The sequence below is a fragment of the Arthrobacter sp. KUASC02 genome, assembly GCF_059739395.1.
Genome location: NZ_AP046053.1, coordinates 1,414,378 through 1,431,114 on the forward strand (window position 1 = coordinate 1,414,378; position 16,737 = coordinate 1,431,114).

Sequence of the window (16,737 nt, forward strand, 5' to 3'; positions counted from 1 at the left end):
CTAGCCTCCCGTGCTTCCGCCCTTGGAGCTGCTGCCGAAGCCGCCCCTGCTGACCGTGCCGCCCTTGGTGCTGTACCCCTTGGACGTTTTCGCCCCCTGCGGCGCGGTCTTCGTGAAGCTGGGGTACTGCGAGCGGTTCTGCCCGACGGCCGGGACGCTGGAGCCGCGGGAGTAGAAGTACCAGGCGTAGATGGCGGAGCTCCGGCCGGCGCTGCTGCTGTTGTCGCACTGGGCGTCATCCACGCGCTCGCCGGTTTCGTCGTTGAAGCAGACCTGCGCGTAGTCGGCCTCCGCTTCGTTGCTGGCCACGATGGCGGTGATGGTCCCTGCCAGCAGGGCAGTGACGCCGAGGCCGACGACGACGGTACGGCGTTGCGAGCGCTTCTTGCGTGCCGCTGCTTCCCGCTCGCGCTCGTGTTCGAAGGGGTCGATCACAGGGCCCGGGCCGGTACCCGGCGCTCCGGGCATCCCCGGTCCCGGCAGGGGACCCTGCCCTGAAGCCGCGCTCTTTTGCCGCCGCCCGGCCTTCCTCCCGGCGTCCGGCTTTCCGGCTTCGGCAGTCCGGCCGCCAGCCGCGGAATCGTTGAGCAGTTCCGGCCGAAGCTCCGGTTTGGGCACCTGCCAGGGCGGCAGCTGCCCTGTGGCGGGATCGTGGGGCTGCGGCGTGAAATCCTCGGGGGCGGTCATCCAGCCTGGCGTGGGGCCTTCGGGACCGTCGGTCCCTGCCGGCGTGCCGTCCTGTTGCCCGGAACGGGTGTTCTTCGGATCCTTCGTTGGATCCTTTGAAGGATCCTGGTTCGGGTCCTGCGGTTCCATGGGTCCCCCTTGGTTGTCCATGCTCAATCTGTGACCGGCCACGGCGTCGAAGCACGTGCGGGAAGGCCGTCCCGGCAAGACACAGCTGTGTAAATCCTGAAGTCAGCCTAGTGCCTGGACCGAGGTGCTGTTAACGGAAAACGGGGGAGAACTGCCCATGCCAAGATGGAGCCATGGCAGCAGTTGAATCCGCCCGCGGTGGCGCCGCCCGATCCGGCCCCGGCGGGTCCGCGACGCCGCGTTCGCGGCCAGCACGTCCGGGCACGGCAGGTTCCGGGACGGCAGGTCCCCACACGGCGGGTTCCGGGAGGGCACGCTCTGCGCTCCAGGGAATCGGGCGGCGCCGTTTCCTCCTCGGCATGGTGCTTGCTGCCGTGCTGCCGCCTGCCGTGGAAGTCCTGGTGACGCTCGCGGGATATCGGAATTTCGCCATCATCATGCTGCTCCACCTCGCGGTCGCCGTGGCGGTGGCCGCGATCGGGGGATTCTGGCCCGCCGTCGTCGCAGCGGTCCTGGGCACAACACTCCTCAACTACTTCTCCGCCGATCCGGTAGGTTCGCTGTCCATCGCCGATCCCTCCACCCTGTTCACCCTCCTGGTGTTCCTGGCAGTGGCCTGCAGCGTGGCCCTGGCCGTCGGCCTGGCGAGCCGCCGCGCACAGGAAGCCGCGAGATCCGGGGCCGAAGCCACAGCGCTGAGCGAGCTCTCCCTGCGGATCCTCAGTTCCGACGGCAGCCTGGAAACATTCCTCGAGAAGGTCCGCAGCCGGCTGGGAGTGGATGCCGTCACGCTGGTGGCCGGAAGCGCCCCGGGCGGCTCCCGCGCACCGGAAGCCGCCGGCATCCGCGGTCCTGGACGCGGGACGGACAGCAACGCCGGGGAGACAGTGCTTGCCAGCGCCGGGTCCAGCCCGCCGGTGACCCGCGCGGCCGCCCACCACGCCGTCGTCGTCGATTCCCGGTACACGCTGCTGATCAACGGCGGGCCGCCGGCCGGTCAGCCCTTTACCGGCCAGCACCAGCGGATGCTGGCCGCCTTCGGAGCGTTCCTGGTGGCCATCCTGGAACGGCGGCAGTTGGTGGCGAGCATGGAGGACAATCAGCGCCTGTCCGAGGGCAACAAGATGCGCACGTCCATCCTGCGGGCGGTCAGCCACGACCTCCGCACCCCGCTGGCCGGGATCAAGCTGGCGGTCAGCAGCCTTCGCCAGGAGGATGTGAAGTTTTCCCCGGAAGACGAGCGCGAACTGCTCGCCACCATCGAGGACTCGGCCGACCGCCTGGACCACCTGATCGGCAACCTGCTGGATATGTCCCGGATTACGGCTGATTCGGTCAACCCGCTCCTGCGCGGACTGGGCTGGGCGGACGTCCTGCCGGACGCGCTCAGGGGCCTGCCCGCGGCACGGATCCGGGTGGAACTGCCGCCCAACCTCCCGCGGGTGGAGGCCGATGCCGGGATGTTGGAGCGGGTGGTGGCGAACCTGGTGGAGAACGCACTCAAATACGCGCCGGAGGCCGATGTGGTGCTGACGGCCCGTGCGGGGGAGGGGATCGCGCTGGGCGGCAGGCCGGCCGGCGAGTTCCGCGTGGTGGACCACGGCTCAGGCGTGGCCCCGGCCGCCGTGATGGACATGTTCCAGCCGTTCCAGCGGCTCAACGACTATCAGCGCACCGGCGGTGGCCGGGCCGTGGGGATCGGACTGGGCCTGGCTGTTGCCAACGGCTTCACCGAAGCCATGGGAGGAACCCTGGCGGCGGAGCCGACGCCGGGCGGCGGGCTGACCATGGTGGTCACCCTGCCGCTGTGGGAAGGTCCGCTGCCGTGACCCTGGTACTGATCATCGAAGACGAAGCCCAGCTGGCCCGGGCCATGCAGATCAACCTCCGCGCCCACGGCTACCAGGCCATCACCGCGGGCCTCGGCGCAGACGGGCTGAAACTGGCCGCCCAGCACCCGGTGGACATTGTGGTCCTGGACCTCGGGCTGCCGGACATGGACGGTGTGGACGTCATCCGGGGAATCCGGGGGTGGAGCTCCGTGCCCGTCATTGTGCTGTCCGCCCGCCACGCGTCGGAGGACAAAGTGGAAGCGCTCGACGCCGGCGCGGACGACTACGTGACCAAGCCGTTCGGCCTCGACGAGCTGCTGGCGCGGCTGCGGGCCGCTTCCCGGCGCTCGCCGGCACAGCGCGAGGCGCCCACGGTGGAGACGGCGGACTTCGTGGTGGACCTTGCCGCCCGGAAGGTGGTCCGGGACGGGCAGGAAGTCCGGCTCACGCCCACGGAGTGGAACATCCTCGAGCTCCTGGTCCGCAATGCCGGGAAGCTGGTCAGCCAGCAGCAGCTGCTCACCCAGGTGTGGGGGCAGGCGTATGCCAAAGAAACCCAGTACCTTCGCGTCTACCTGGCCCAGCTGAGGCGCAAACTGGAGCAGGACCCGGCGAGGCCGCGCCACCTGCACACGGAGGCCGGAATGGGCTACCGCTTCGATCCCTGACACAGGGTCCCGGGCGGGCGGGACAGTGCCCGCGGCAATCCGGGCCGAAGAACCTAGACTGTAGCCATGGACACCGCATCTGTGCTTGCCGTCTGCCGGGTACACCAGCTTCTGAGTGATGAGGGGAGCGTGGGCGTCACGGCCATCGACAAACGTGCCGTCGATGGTCCGGTCAAGGTGCACAAGCTCGGACTCCACGGGGACATCCAGGCAAGCCGCATCCACCACGGCGGCGTGGACCAGGCGCTGTATGCCTATTCGCAGGATGACGCCGACTACTGGGTGGGGGAGCTGCAACGGGACCTCCTGCCGGGGGTGTTCGGCGAGAACCTGCGCGTGGCCGGCATCGGGACCACCACGGCCGTGATCGGCGAACGGTGGAAGATCGGCCTCGACGTCGAAGTGGAAGTGACATCTCCCCGCGTTCCCTGTGCCACGTTCCAGCGCCGCATGGACGAGCCCCAGTGGGTGAAGCGCTTTACGGCGGCCGGCCGGGTGGGCACCTACCTCCGCGTCATCAAGCCGGGGACAATCCGGGCCGGGGACCACATCCACCGGCTGTTCGTTCCCAAGCACGGCGTGACCATCGGCAAGTGGTTCAGCGAGCCCACCATCGAGGATGTGGAAGCGCTGCGTGATGCGGATGCGGACGGGGAGATCCGCCTGCAGCCGGAGTATCACGACGAATTCGAGAAGCTTCAGCGGCGCCTGGGCGTCTAGCCCTGCAGGACCCCTGGCAGGCGGTGTGCGCAACGTCACCGCCCCTGGATGGCTGGCGGGTTAGTGCAACGCGGAAGCATGCCTTACACTTGAAATATCCCCCACTCCGGAAATCCCTTATTCCTGCCCAATTTTTGAGGCAGGACTGGCAAGTGTTGGGGCCCGCACAAGCGATGCGGGCATTTTCATAGGGAGAGCCGGCTAAAGAAAACGCTGTACAGACTGCTGGGATAGCAGCCAAGAGATGCAGCGGGAAGTCCTGCCACGGGATTGCGAAAGCGCCGGACTTCTACGTGACCGGCCGGTCAATGTCTGCCCGGCGTCCAAACGGCACATGCACTGCGGCTCCGCTCACCTCGGGTTGTGCCGCCTGGCCCCCTATGGATGAGGAAAACTTCCCTATGCCCGAAAATCACAACGACGCCACGGCCGAAGCAGCAACTGCCGAGACGGCCGTAGAGACCCCCGAGAACGCTGCTCCCGTAGCCGGCTCCGCTCCCGTCTTCACCGAGGCCCCGGCACCTGCCGAAGCGCCCGCCGTCGAAGCTCCCGTTACCGAAGCGCCCGCCGCTGAAGAACGCCCCGCCGCCGAAGCGCCTGCCGCTGAGGCCCCGAAGGCAGCACCCAAGGCTGACCCGTCCAGCGACGATGAGAGCGAAGAAGAAGGCGTCCGTTTCGCCGACCTCGGCATCGACGGCCGTGTCCTCGCCGCACTGCAGGACGTCGGCTACGAGAAGCCGTCCCCCATCCAGGCAGCAACCATCCCGCTGCTGCTCGAAGGCCGCGACGTCGTGGGCCTGGCCCAGACCGGAACCGGTAAGACTGCAGCATTCGCAGTACCGGCACTGTCCCGCCTGGCCGAGCTCCACGACCTCAACGGCCCGTCCCGCAAGACGCAGGCCCTGGTCCTCGCTCCGACCCGCGAGCTCGCGCTCCAGGTCGCCGAGGCCTTCACCTCCTACGCCAAGCACATCGACGACTTCACCGTCCTCCCCGTCTACGGCGGCTCCGCCTACGGCCCCCAGCTCGCCGGCCTGCGCCGCGGTGCCCAGGTTGTCGTCGGTACGCCCGGCCGAGTGATCGACCACATCTCCAAGGGTTCCCTGGACCTGTCCGAACTTCAGTACCTGGTGCTGGACGAGGCCGACGAAATGCTCCGCATGGGCTTCGCCGAGGACGTCGAGCAGATCTTCCAGCAGACCCCGTCTGACCGCCAGGTCGCGCTCTTCTCGGCCACCATGCCGAGCCAGATCCGCCGGATGTCCAAGCAGTACCTGAACAACCCGGCCGAGATCTCGGTGAAGTCGAAGACCACCACCGGCGCCAACACCCGTCAGCGCTACCTGCAGGTCATGGGCCCGCACAAGCTGGACGCGCTGACCCGCATCCTCGAGGTCGAAGAGTTCGACGGCGTCATCGCCTTCGTCCGCACCAAGATGGCCACCGAGGACCTGGCTGACAAGCTGAAGGCCCGCGGCTTCCAGGCTGCCGCCATCAACGGCGACATCCCGCAGCAGCAGCGCGAACGCACTGTGGATGCGCTGAAGGAAGGCCGCATCGACATCCTGGTGGCCACCGACGTCGCGGCCCGCGGCCTCGACGTGGAGCGCATCAGCCACGTGGTCAACTACGACATTCCCCACGACACCGAGTCCTACGTCCACCGCATTGGCCGCACCGGCCGTGCGGGCCGTTCCGGCGACGCCATCCTGTTCATGACGCCGCGGGAGAAGTACCTGCTGCGTTCCATCGAGAAGGCAACCCGCCAGCCGGTGGAGCAGATGCACCTGCCCACGGCCGAGACCGTGAACACGCTGCGCCTAGGCAAGTTCGCCGAGCGCATCACGGAGACCCTCGAGTCCGAGGACGTTGCGGCGTTCCGCGACCTCATCTCCTCCTACGAGGAAGAGCACAATGTGCCTGCCTCGGAGATCGCTGCTGCACTCGCCGTCATGGCCCAGGGCGGCCAGCCGCTCCTGGTCAAGGAACTGCCTGCGGCTCCTGAGTTCCAGAAGCGCGAGCGCTCCAAGGACGGCTTCGGCTCACGCGGCCCGACCCGCACCCTGACCGAGGGCAACGCAACCTACCGGATCGCCGTCGGACGCCGTCAGCGCGTAATGCCGGGTTCCATCGTGGGCGCCATTGCCAACGAGGGTGGCATCTCCTCGGCCCAGATCGGCGGCATCGATATCCGCTCGGACCACTCCCTCGTGGAGCTCCCCGCAGACCTGAGCCCCGAGCAGCTGCGCGCACTGTCCCGCACCCGGATCGGCGGCGAGCTGATCCACCTCGAGCTGGACAACGGCCGCAAGCCGTCCGGCGGCGGCGAGCGTGGCGGCTACCAGGGCAACCGTGGCGGCGACCGCGGCGGGTACTCCGGCGGCGGTGACCGCGGCGGCAACTTCAAGGGCAGCGGCGGGTTCAAGAAGGAATTCCGGAAGTCCGACGGCGAGCGGTCCTCCGCTGACCGCGGCGGCCGCTCCTACAGCGACCGCTCGGAGCGCAGCGTTGGCGCCGACAGCGGTGCCAACCGCGGCCAGGCCAGCGACTCCCGCTTCGGCGGCCACGGCGACGGCGCACGCAAGCCCCGCCACGGCAACGAAGGCGGACACCGCGACTTCAACCGCAAGGGCAAGTGGTAAGCCCTAGCAGCACCAGGCACTGAAAACGGGCCGGCTTTCGAGCCGGCCCGTTTTCGTTTAACCGGTCCCCGAATCCGTCAGTGTTCGCTTCGTCACATCGGACCGGCGGGCCGTCCTCGCGGCACCTTAGCCAGGGCCGCCGGGCAGCTTTTGGCCCTGTTTTACGCGCTTTTCCGGTGATTTGTCCGCACCGACGGGCTGTGGCGCCGCCGATTTGTTGGGAGCGGAATCTTCCGGTAGAGTATTTACTCGTTGCCCCCCTAGCTCAGTGGTAGAGCGCGTTCTTGGTAAGAACGAGGTCACCGGATCGATTCCGGTGGGGGGCTCTGAATGAGGGCCTGTGTCAAGGCGGTTTTTGACCGGCTTGATGCAGGTTTTTCTCATTCGTGGCGGTGTAGCTCAGTTGGTTAGAGCGCACGACTCATAATCGTGAGGTCGGGAGATCGAGCCTCCCCACCGCTACAGGACAAGCCCCCGGAATTCACAAGATTCCGGGGGCTTTCCTGGTTTCCGTTCCGGTCCGTGCAGATTTCCCTTCCCGTCCCGGCGGGCGGCCGGGCCGCAGGCCCGCACCGTGACAAGCGCCATAATTCGCAGTAGCTTTGCAGCAACTGGCGGACGGGGAACTCAGTGGACTTCATTGAAGCGATCATGCTTCCGTTCAAGTGGCTGGTGTCCGTCATCATGGTGGGCTTCCACGATGGGCTGGCAACCCTGGGCATGCAGGCCGCCAGCGGCTGGACCTGGACGCTCTCCATCGTCGGGCTGGTGCTGGTCATCCGCGCCGCGCTGATCCCGGTGTTCCTGAAACAGGTCAACGCCCAGCGCCGCATGCGCCGCCTGCAACCGGACCTGAAGAAGCTGCAGGACAAGTACACGGGCAAGACCGACCAACTGTCGCGCCAGGCCATGGCGCAGGAGCAGATGGAGCTGTACAAGAAGCACGGAACCAACCCGTTCTCGGCGTGCATGCCCCTGCTGATCCAGACGCCCTTCTTCCTGGCCCTCTTCCAGGTGCTCTCCGGCATCTCCACTGCGGCGGCTCAGGGTCAAGGCATCGGCACCATGAGTCACGAGCAGGTGGTGCAGTTCGATCAGTCCAGCATTTTCGATGCTCCGCTGTCCGCCACCGTGCTTCACGGCACACCTGCGGGCGGCAACGTGGTGGCCGTTTGGACGCTCTCGATCGTGATGATCCTGGCCATGACGGCAGCACAGTTCTTCACGCAGAAGCTGATCATGGCCAGGACCCCGTCCGAGGAAGTCCCGACGGGTCCTGTGCTGATGCAGCAGAAGATGATTCTTTACATCCTTCCGGTCGTCTTCGGGGCCGGCGGGATCATCTTCCCCATCGGTGTCCTGATCTACTGGACCATTTCCAACCTCTGGACGCTGGCACAGCAGTTCGTCGTCACGCGGCGGGCTGCGCCCGGCAACGGTCCGGTTCCCTCGCCACGGTGACCCGGGCAGCGGTGACCCGGGCAGCGGTGACCCGGCGCAGTTCTGGACAGCGCCGGCCCGGGGATGGCGCAAGATTTCCTGAGTCGTGCGTAACGGGCGGCAGCTGGCCGGAAACAATACGGATAGACGGCGGCTCAGGACTACTCATCAGGGGGATATCGTGCTTTCCGAGCGTGAACTGGCGTTTATCGCGTTACACAAAGACAGTTATCCAGCGGTCTTTAGGTTCGTGCGCCGGAGGGTGGAATCCCCGGAGGTGGCGGAGGAAATCGCTGCCGATGTCTTTCGGGTGGTGTGGCAGAAAGAATCCGACGAGGAGTGCCCCGGGATCGCATGGCTGTTGACGATTGCCCGGAACCTGATCGGTAATGCGTACCGGAGCCGTGACCGCCAGCGGGCGCTGCAGGAGAAGCTGCGTGCCACGGCGGTCCTGAGTTTCGGAGACGGATCCGAAAACCTGGCCGTGCATGATGCCCTGGCCGGTTTGCGGGAGAAGGACCGGGACATTCTCCAGCTTGCTTACTGGGACGGGCTGGGCGCGGCGGAGATCGCCGGTGTGCTGCGGTGCAGCGAGTCCGCCGCCAAAGTCCGGTTGCACCGGGCGCGGGCGGCGTTCCGGAAAAACATGCCTGCGGGCGCAGAATCGATCACACAGAGGATGGGTGCCTGAAATGGATCCGATCAAGAACATGGTTTCCGCGACCGATCCCGTGCGCAACGATCCATCCACCCCGGACGGCGAAGCGGCGCTGCGTCGGATGCTGTCCGGGCCGGCCGCATTCAGCGACCGCCTCCCGGCCGGAGCAGCCTCGCTCGAGGAACGCAGGCTGCGGCGCGCCCGGCTGGCCGGCGTGATCACCTTGGCAGCTGCCGCCGTCACCGCCGGTGTGCTGGCGGCCACCAACCTCGGCCCGGTGACGTCCGCGCCAGGGCCGGCCGCCACCGTCACCTCATCGGAAAGCCCGGCGGCGACGCCAACGGCTGCGACGCCAACGGCGGCGACGCCGACACCACAGGCAACGGCGCCCGCCCAGCCCGCAGCCCTCGGAACCTTCGCCTTCCCTGACGGGCACCTGTCCTTTTCGCACCCGCGCGAGTGGAGCGTCCGGACGGAACAGGGACCATACCTGGCTGAGGAGGCGAAGGCCGGGGCCGTCGTCGCGGTGGTGACTGACGACACCGGCGCGGAGGTGGCCCGGGTCCTCAGCGGGATGTACGGCGACGGGGCGGCAGGCAGCGTTAAGCGCACCGTTCTTGACCATGCGCCCGTACCCGGCATCACGGACACATCAGGGAACCCTGCCGAGTTCGGTTTCGCCGCTGACCAGATCCTTCCCGTGACTTATCTCGGAATGCCGGACCCCACCGGGCCCGCGGACAGCACCCCCGCCTACTACTTCATGGACGTCAGGCTGGCGCAGGAATTCCTGCCCACCCAGGACACCTCCGGCACCAACCAGATCCGCCTGCCCAACGGTGTCATGTCGGCATCTGTCGTGTTCGACTTTGAGAAACAGCCCGTCTTCGCGACGCCCGATGCCGCGAGGGAATGGATGGCTAGCGAACGGTATGCGCAGCTGAAGACCATGCTCCTCAGCCTCAGGTACTCGTAAGCTGGGTCAATGACGCGCATCGCAATCATCGGCGGCCACGGCAAAGTGGCTTTGGAACTGGCCAGGATTCTCACCGCGGAAGGAGAGGACGTCACGTCCTTCTTCCGCAACCCGGACCATACGGAGGACGTCGCGGCAACGGGCGCCACGCCGTCGGTCCTGGACGTTGAACACTCGACGACGGCGGAACTCGCCGCCGCCCTCAAAGGCCAGGACGCCGTGGTGTGGTCCGCCGGTGCCGGCGGGGGCAGCCCCGAACGCACCTATGCGGTGGACCGGGACGCGGCCATCCGTTCGATGGAAGCGGCGGCGGAGGCCGGCGTCGGGCGTTACGTCATGGTGTCGTACTTCGGTGCCGGACCGGACCACGGAGTCCCGGCGGACAACAGCTTCCACGCTTACGCCGAGGCGAAGGCCGCCGCGGACCAGCACCTCCGCGGCACGGACCTGTCCTGGACGGTCCTGGGCCCCGGCACGCTGACGGACGGTCCCGGCAACGGCCTCATCGACGTCGATCCGGCGGACACCTCCGCCGGCACCGCCACGTCAAGGGCCAACGTGGCACTCGTGACGGCCGCGGTCCTGGGCTTGCCGGACACCGCCGGACGAACCATCGAGTTCCGGGACGGCACCTTGCCGGTCGCAGCAGCACTGCAGCCGGCGCAGTAGGCCCCGCCCACTGAACACAGAGTAGCCACCGGCGCGCACCCGATATCGTGGTGGAGGCGCCTGCAGAGCACTGCGGCGCCTCCACTTCGGGGAGAGTGAGCCTATGGACCAGCTGGCACTGATTATCGGACTGCTGCTTGCCACAGTGGTGGCGGTGGGTCTGGGGGACAAGCTCCGGCTGCCCTATCCCGTGCTCATGCTGATCCTGGCGGCATCGCTGACCTTCATCCCCGGCTTTCCGGAAATGGACATCTCGCCGGAGCTGATCCTGCCAATCTTCCTGCCGCCGCTGCTGTTCGCGACGGCCCAACGTAGCTCCTGGGCCGTCTTCCGGGTCCGCTGGCGCACGCTGATCATGCTCGCGGTGGCCCTGGTGGTCGTGTCCACCGCTGCCGTGGCAGGGGCGGCCTGGCTGATGATCCCGGGCATCGGAATTCCCGCCGCGATCGCACTGGGGGCCATGGTGGCTCCGCCGGACCCGGTGGCCGTGGAATCCGTGGCCGGCCGCGTGCACATGCCGCGGCGGCTCATCACGGTCCTGCAAAGCGAGGGCCTCTTCAATGACGCCGCCGCCATCGTCATCTTCCAGGCCGCCGTTGCGGCCACCGTCTCGGGCAGCAGGATAGGGCCCGACGTCGTCCTCAAGTTTGTGGTGGGGGCTGCGGTTGCGGTGCTGGTCGGCATCGCCATGGGCTGGGTCACGGCGCTGATCACACGGCTGGTGACCTCCATGGTGGCGCGCAGCGCGGTCACCCTGGTGGTGCCGTTTGCCGCCTACATCCTGGCGGAAGAGGTGCACGCCTCAGGCGTGATCGCCGTCGTGGTTACCGCACTGGAGATGAAGCGGCACTCGAGGCCGCAGGACGCCGCTGAACGGGTCACCCGCACGGCGTTCTGGGACGTGGTGGAGCTCCTGGTGACCGGGCTGGCCTTCGGGCTGGTGGGGCTGGAAATCCGCCACGTCATCCACGACGAGGGTACGGAGATCTACGGCATGATCGGCACCGCGGCGGTGGTGTGCGTGATCGTGTTTGCGGTCCGGTTCCTGTGGCTGGCCGTGCTGGCGGCCTCGGCGCGGAAGAACAGCAACCTGCTGCAGCCCGCATCCGCCAAGGAAGTCCTCATCCTGACCTGGTGCGGCATGCGGGGCCTCGCCACCCTGGCGCTTGCCCTCGCGCTGCCCCTGACGCTGGCCGACGGCACGCCGTTCCCGGCCCGGGACCAGCTGCTGGTCATCGCCTGCGCGGTCCTGCTGGCCACCCTGGTGCTGCCCGGCCTGACACTGCCCTGGCTGATGAAAGTCCTGAAGGCCACCGGAGACGGTTCGGAGGAACGGGACGCGGCCCGGGTCCTGGCCAAACGCGCCCAGCAGGCCGCCATCGCCGCCCTCAAGGACAACGACCTCGTCAAGGAGCTCCCGCCGGAGAAGGTGGCGCTCGTCAAGGAAAAGATGACGAGGCTGCACGCCGAACTGCTGGATGGAAGCCTCCGGAACGAATCCCTGGACGAGAAGCGCCGGCGCGGGCGGGAGCTGGCCATTGCCGTGCAGACCGTTGCGCTCGATGCCGCCCGCCAGGAAGTGGTGGCTGCCCGGAACGAACCGGACATGGACCCGGAAGTGGCGGACCGCGTGCTGCGCCAGCTGGATCTGCGCACCATGATCATGCCGGAGTAGGACCAGCGCGGACGTTGGCTAGGCGGGTGCCGCGAGCTCCAGGTCAAGCGTGTTCTTCTCCACGAAGTCCAGGGCGCAACGGACGGCACCCACGGTCACGATCGAGTCGCCCAGCGGGGACGCCGCCACGGCCGGGGGAGTGGCGGTGTACCCGGGCAGGAGTTCAGCGATCGGCCCCAGCAGCACGCCTGCCGAGTTCGCCACGGCGCCGCCAATCACCACCAGCTCCGGGTTGATGATGGTGGCCACGGCCCCGATCACCCTGGCCATCCTGTCCGCCAGCCGGTCGAGGATGTCCAGGGCAACGGCATCCCCGGCGGAGGCAGCGGCAAAAACATGCTCCGCCTCGACGCCGTCGGCTGCGTGCTGCCGGAGCGAGGTCCTGGCCTTCCCGGCAAGGGCTTCGGCGGCCCAGGTGCGGGCCAGGGCAGCGATGCCGAAGGTGTCTCCGACCCCCTCCACCATGTCAAGGAATGCAAGCTCGCCTGCGCCGCCGGCACGGCCGTGCAGCAGCCGCCCGCCGTCGATCACTCCCGAACCGAGGCGTTCACTGGCGAGAATCACGACGACGTCGTCCACACCGGCCGCCGCACCCCGCCAGCGCTCACCCAGTGCGGCGAGGTTCGCGTCGTTTTCCAGGAGGACTGTCCAGCCGTGCAGGTCCTTGAGCGCGGAGCGCAGGCCCACGTCGAACAGTCCCCAGAAGTGCTGGGTCACCAGCACATCGCCGTTGCGGTCCACGGGTGCGGCGATTCCGGCACCAACGGCGAGCACGGAGTCGGGGGAGGCGCCCACGCTGCGGAGGGCCATCAGGGCGGTCCGGTCGACGACGGCGACCCGTTCTTCCGCCGTGATCTCGGCACCGGCGAAGGGCTGGCTGGACCTGCCCAGGGCCTTGCCGCGGAGATCGGACACCACCACCGTCGCTTTGGAAATGCCCACGTCCATGCCCAGGACGCACCCGGCGCGCTCGTTGAGCTCGAACCGGCGCGCCGGCCTGCCCTTCTGGTAGCCGCCAAATGCCCGCTGGTTTTCCAGCTCCCTGATCCAGCCGCGCTGCATGAGGTCCTCGCAGACGGCAATGGCGGTGGCCCGGGTGAGCCCTGTGGCGTCCATGACCTCCGTGACCGTCACCGCCTGGGAAGCGCGCATGAATTCAAGCACTGCCCCGGCGCTCACACGCCGCAGCAGCTGGGGCGTTGCCGCCGTCATTTCAGACATGGTGTTGACCTCTCTGTGCTTTGCACCACATAATACTTGAGGAACTAAATTTAGATTCCATATAAACTTAGAGCAACGTAGACCGGACGGCCGCCGACTGCAGGCTCTACCTCCAGCCCTTCACTCAGCCTTTTGCAAAGGAGCAACTGTGAACCGCACCCTGAAGCACTGCCAGCCCGCACCGCAAGCACAGCCCAGCCGCCACCGCACGTCAGCCCCCGCCCTGTGAACGCGGCCCTGCCCGCATCGCTGCTCAGCAGGCGTTCCCTGCTCCGGACCGCCGGCCTCGCCGGAGCAGCCCTGATGGTTCCGCTGTCCGCCTGCGGCGCATCGCCCGCGGCACAGACCGGAACCACCACGCTGCGTTTCATGCAGAACAAGCCCGAAGTGGTGGACTACTTCAACCAGGTGATCAAGGACTTCGAGGCGCTGAATCCGGACATCCGCGTGGTCCAGGACTTCAACGAGGGAAACTTTGTTCCGGGCCTCGTCCGCAACGACCCGCCGGATGTTGTGACCCGAGGCTTCGCCCAGGCCACCGCCGACTTCGTCAAGAAGGGCATCTTCGCCGACCTCTCGGACATGCCCGTGGCGAAAACCATCGATCCGAAGATGCAGGAGCTCGTCAACTCCTGGGGCCGGTACAACGGGACCGAGACCAGTGCCCTGCCGTTCTCGCTTGCGGCAGCCGGCGTCATCTACAACCGCGACATTTTCGAGGCGCAGGGCGTCTCCGTCCCCACCACATGGGACGGATTCGTCGCGGCCTGCGAGAAGTTCAAAGCCGCCGGCATCGCGCCGATTTATGGAACGTACAAGGACCCGTGGACCCTCGCCCAGGGCATGTTCGACTACGCGTCCGGCGGGGCGCTGGATGTCGGGGAATTCTTCACGAAGCTCTACGCCAAGGGTGCCAGGATCACGAGCGATGCCCCCGAATCGTTTGCCAACAGCTTCGGCCCGGCCCTCCCCAGGATGCTCCAGCTCGCCTCGTTCTCGCAGAACGGCGCGGCCAGCAAGAACTACGCGGACGGCAACGCGGCATTCGCCAAGGGGCAGGCGGCCATGTACCTGCAGGGTCCGTGGGCGCTGTCACAGCTGGTGGCGGCCAACAAGAACATCAGGCTGGGAAGCTTCCCGCTGCCGGTGACCAACAACCCGGAGGACACCAAGGCCCGCGTGAACGTGGACATGGCGCTTTCCATCACCCGGAACACGCCCAACATGGCTGCGGCACAGCGGTTCGTCAACTACCTGCTGGAACCGTCCGTGGTGAACACGTACAACGAGAAGAACGCGGCATTCTCGCCGCTCAAGGACGCCCCCGCCGTCAGCAATCCGCAGATCAGCGGACTGAACGCGGCGGTGCAGGAGGCGCGCTACTTCCAGGGCGCTGTGACCTACTTCCCGCCGTCGGTGCCCGTGAACAACTACATCCAGTCCTTTGTGTACAGCAAGAACGGCGAGCAGTTCCTCGCCGCCCTCGACGACGAATGGCGCCGCGTCGCCGAGCGTACCGCGGTCTGACCCCCACCCGACTCCAGGAGCCTCAATGACTACAACATCCCGGGTGGCCCAGACAGCCCCTCCCGCAGAACCCAATAGCCCCGCGTCGGCCGCCGGCACCGTCCGGTCCAGGAGCAGGATCGACCCCACGTACTACTGGATGGTGGTGCCCGTCCTGGCGCTGTTCGCCTTCTTCATCACCCTGCCGGCACTCGTGGGCGTCTTCTTCAGCCTCACCAACTACGCCGGCTACGGCGACTGGAAGTTCATCGGGCTGATGAACTACGTCAACATCTTCAAGGACCCCGCTGTCCTGCAGTCCTACATCTTCACGTTTGTGTTCGCCCTGACCACCACCGTGGTGGTGAACATCGTGGCCCTCGCGATCGCGCTGGGCCTCAATGCGAAGATCAAATGGCGCACCGGCATCCGCACCGTGTTCTTCATCCCCATGGTGCTCTCCGCCCTGATCGTCTCCTTTGTGTTCAACTACCTGTTCTCCAACACGCTTCCCGTGCTGGCCGAACGGTTCGGCGTCACCCCGCTGGCCACGAGCATCCTCGCCAACGAGAACCTTGCCTGGCTCGCCATCGTGCTCGTCACGGTGTGGCAGGCGGCGCCGGGCGCCACCATCATCTACCTGGCAGGCCTCCAGAGCGTGCCTTCCGAGGTCTACGAAGCCGCGGACCTCGACGGCGCCGGCAGCTTCCGGCAGTTCCTCAGCCTGACGCTCCCGCTGATCATGGGGTACCTCGTAATCAATGTGATCCTCGGCTTCAAGGGATTCCTCGGAACCTACGAGATCATCGTGGGCCTCACCGGCGGCGGCCCCGGCATGGCAACGCAGTCCGTGGCCATGCGCATCTTCTCCGGCTTCACCGGCGGCGACTACTCCTACCAGATGGCGAACGCCGTCATCTACTTCCTGATCACCTTGCTGATCTCCGTCATCCAGCTGCGCCTCATCCAGCGCCGGGGGGTTTCACTCTAATGACCGCATCCACACTTGCCGCTCCCAAACAGCGGACGGCGGACGCCCCCGTCCGCGGCCACCGCCGGTCCAACCGTGAGGGCTTCAAGATCAACTGGTGGCTCACCGCGCTGATGCTGGCCGCATCGTTGACCGTCCTGCTGCCGCTCTATTTCACCGTTGCCATGGCGCTCAAGTCCCCGGACCAGATCGGCACCGGCACGGGCCTCGCCTGGCCGAACCCGATGAACTGGGAAAATTTCGCCGCCGCTTACGTGGCCACCAACTTCCCGCGGGCTTTTATGTCCACGGCGTTCGTTACCGTGCTGAGCGTCCTCGGCTCGCTGGCCAGCAGCTCCCTGGTGGCCTACGCTATTGCGCGGAACTGGAACCACCGGTTCTTCCGGGGCTCCTTCGTCTACCTGCTGTCCGCGATGTTCATCCCGTTCCCGGTGATCATCCTGCCCCTGATCAAGCAGACTGCCCTGCTCGGCCTGGACAACCCGGCCGGCGTCGTGTTCCTGCACGTCCTCGGCGGCATCTCGTTCAACACCCTGCTCTACATCGCCTTCGTGCGCTCCATCCCCGTGGAGCTCGAGGAGTCGGCCCGCATGGACGGCGCAACCACGTGGCAGGTGTTCCGCAAGATCATCTTCCCGCTGCTGGCTCCGATGAACGCCACCGTCGGGATCTTCGCTTTCCTCGGCTCCTGGAACGACTTCCTGCTGCCGCAGATGCTGATTGCGGATCCCGCGCTGCAGACCCTGCCGGTGGTGCAGATGCTGTTCCAGGGCGAATTCAACACCAACTACAGCCTCGCCTTCGCGTCCTACCTGATGGCCATGGCGCCCACGCTGGTGGTTTACATCCTTGCCCAACGTTGGGTACTGTCCGGAGTCATGCGGGGCGCAGTGAAGTAGGACGCACCTACCGGGCACTCATCC

The 16,737-nt window shown here is 66.9% G+C and carries 14 protein-coding genes and 2 tRNA genes; 14 read left to right on the plus strand and 2 right to left on the minus strand.

Annotated features, from left to right (window positions below; genetic code table 11):
• Positions 1-816 (minus strand): hypothetical protein, encoded by an 816-nt coding sequence (locus AC6JAC_RS06445; protein ID WP_028269652.1) that lies wholly within the window; start codon positions 814-816, stop codon positions 1-3.
• 173 nt (positions 817-989) lie between these two features.
• On the opposite strand from AC6JAC_RS06445, the gene AC6JAC_RS06450 reads away from it, so the two are divergent.
• The 11 genes from AC6JAC_RS06450 (at position 990) to AC6JAC_RS06500 (ending at position 12,096) form a co-directional block, all read left to right on the plus strand.
• Entirely contained in the window at positions 990-2,645 is a 1,656-nt protein-coding gene (locus tag AC6JAC_RS06450) for a sensor histidine kinase (protein ID WP_028269651.1), read from the plus strand.
• The gene (locus tag AC6JAC_RS06455; RefSeq protein WP_055799635.1) at positions 2,642-3,316 is read left to right on the plus strand and encodes a response regulator; all 675 of its coding nucleotides are present in this window, start codon (positions 2,642-2,644) and stop codon (positions 3,314-3,316) included. Before AC6JAC_RS06450 ends, AC6JAC_RS06455 begins: the two co-directional genes overlap by 4 nt.
• 66 nt (positions 3,317-3,382) lie before the next feature.
• Positions 3,383-4,036: an MOSC domain-containing protein gene (locus tag AC6JAC_RS06460; protein WP_454699096.1), complete on the plus strand. Its 654-nt coding sequence runs from the start codon at positions 3,383-3,385 to the stop codon at positions 4,034-4,036.
• Positions 4,037-4,437: 401 nt separating this feature from the next.
• Positions 4,438-6,678 (plus strand): DEAD/DEAH box helicase, encoded by a 2,241-nt coding sequence (locus tag AC6JAC_RS06465; protein WP_454699095.1) that lies wholly within the window; start codon positions 4,438-4,440, stop codon positions 6,676-6,678.
• A 254-nt stretch (positions 6,679-6,932) separates the two neighbouring features.
• Positions 6,933-7,004, plus strand: a tRNA-Thr gene (locus AC6JAC_RS06470).
• 62 nt (positions 7,005-7,066) lie between these two features.
• Positions 7,067-7,140, plus strand: a tRNA-Met gene (locus tag AC6JAC_RS06475).
• Positions 7,141-7,308: 168 nt separating this feature from the next.
• Positions 7,309-8,139 carry a membrane protein insertase YidC gene (gene yidC, locus AC6JAC_RS06480; protein WP_497964001.1) on the plus strand — a complete coding sequence of 277 codons (831 nt, stop codon included), beginning with the start codon at positions 7,309-7,311 and terminating at the stop codon, positions 8,137-8,139.
• A gap of 160 nt (positions 8,140-8,299) precedes the next feature.
• Positions 8,300-8,809: an RNA polymerase sigma factor gene (locus tag AC6JAC_RS06485; protein WP_028269647.1), complete on the plus strand. Its 510-nt coding sequence runs from the start codon at positions 8,300-8,302 to the stop codon at positions 8,807-8,809.
• Between the two features lies 1 nt (position 8,810).
• Positions 8,811-9,752 (plus strand): hypothetical protein, encoded by a 942-nt coding sequence (locus tag AC6JAC_RS06490; RefSeq protein WP_497964003.1) that lies wholly within the window; start codon positions 8,811-8,813, stop codon positions 9,750-9,752.
• A 9-nt stretch (positions 9,753-9,761) separates the two neighbouring features.
• Positions 9,762-10,421 (plus strand): SDR family oxidoreductase, encoded by a 660-nt coding sequence (locus tag AC6JAC_RS06495; protein WP_347894712.1) that lies wholly within the window; start codon positions 9,762-9,764, stop codon positions 10,419-10,421.
• Between the two features lie 103 nt (positions 10,422-10,524).
• Positions 10,525-12,096 carry a Na+/H+ antiporter gene (locus AC6JAC_RS06500; protein ID WP_497964005.1) on the plus strand — a complete coding sequence of 524 codons (1,572 nt, stop codon included), beginning with the start codon at positions 10,525-10,527 and terminating at the stop codon, positions 12,094-12,096.
• 18 nt (positions 12,097-12,114) lie between these two features.
• Here the strand turns inward: AC6JAC_RS06500 and AC6JAC_RS06505 are convergent, their stop codons facing one another.
• The gene (locus AC6JAC_RS06505) at positions 12,115-13,317 is read right to left on the minus strand and encodes an ROK family protein (RefSeq protein WP_347894716.1); all 1,203 of its coding nucleotides are present in this window, start codon (positions 13,315-13,317) and stop codon (positions 12,115-12,117) included.
• Positions 13,318-13,542: 225 nt separating this feature from the next.
• Here AC6JAC_RS06505 and AC6JAC_RS06510 point away from each other — a divergent pair, with 225 nt between their 5' ends.
• From AC6JAC_RS06510 to AC6JAC_RS06520, 3 genes are read left to right on the plus strand one after another with little or no spacing between them, the layout of a single operon-like run.
• Entirely contained in the window at positions 13,543-14,844 is a 1,302-nt protein-coding gene (locus AC6JAC_RS06510; RefSeq protein ID WP_497964007.1) for an ABC transporter substrate-binding protein, read from the plus strand.
• 25 nt (positions 14,845-14,869) lie between these two features.
• Positions 14,870-15,814, plus strand: coding sequence for a carbohydrate ABC transporter permease (locus tag AC6JAC_RS06515; RefSeq protein ID WP_028269641.1), 945 nt, complete (start codon positions 14,870-14,872; stop codon positions 15,812-15,814).
• Positions 15,814-16,713, plus strand: a complete 900-nt coding sequence (locus AC6JAC_RS06520) for a carbohydrate ABC transporter permease (RefSeq protein WP_028269640.1) — start codon at positions 15,814-15,816, stop codon at positions 16,711-16,713. Before AC6JAC_RS06515 ends, AC6JAC_RS06520 begins: the two co-directional genes overlap by 1 nt.
• Positions 16,714-16,737: the final 24 nt, after the last annotated feature.

Excerpts from the sequence above, each read along its gene's own strand:
- AC6JAC_RS06505 (WP_347894716.1), bottom strand. The coding sequence starts at position 13,317 with ATGTCTGAAATGACGGCGGCAACGCCCCAGCTGCTGCGGCGTGTGAGC.
- AC6JAC_RS06515 (WP_028269641.1), top strand. The coding sequence starts at position 14,870 with ATGACTACAACATCCCGGGTGGCCCAGACAGCCCCTCCCGCAGAACCC.
- AC6JAC_RS06500 (WP_497964005.1), top strand. The coding sequence starts at position 10,525 with ATGGACCAGCTGGCACTGATTATCGGACTGCTGCTTGCCACAGTGGTG.
- AC6JAC_RS06465 (WP_454699095.1), top strand. The coding sequence starts at position 4,438 with ATGCCCGAAAATCACAACGACGCCACGGCCGAAGCAGCAACTGCCGAG.
- AC6JAC_RS06460 (WP_454699096.1), top strand. The coding sequence starts at position 3,383 with ATGGACACCGCATCTGTGCTTGCCGTCTGCCGGGTACACCAGCTTCTG.
- AC6JAC_RS06450 (WP_028269651.1), top strand. The coding sequence starts at position 990 with ATGGCAGCAGTTGAATCCGCCCGCGGTGGCGCCGCCCGATCCGGCCCC.
- AC6JAC_RS06490 (WP_497964003.1), top strand. The coding sequence starts at position 8,811 with ATGGATCCGATCAAGAACATGGTTTCCGCGACCGATCCCGTGCGCAAC.
- AC6JAC_RS06520 (WP_028269640.1), top strand. The coding sequence starts at position 15,814 with ATGACCGCATCCACACTTGCCGCTCCCAAACAGCGGACGGCGGACGCC.
- AC6JAC_RS06495 (WP_347894712.1), top strand. The coding sequence starts at position 9,762 with ATGACGCGCATCGCAATCATCGGCGGCCACGGCAAAGTGGCTTTGGAA.
- AC6JAC_RS06445 (WP_028269652.1), bottom strand. The coding sequence starts at position 816 with ATGGAACCGCAGGACCCGAACCAGGATCCTTCAAAGGATCCAACGAAG.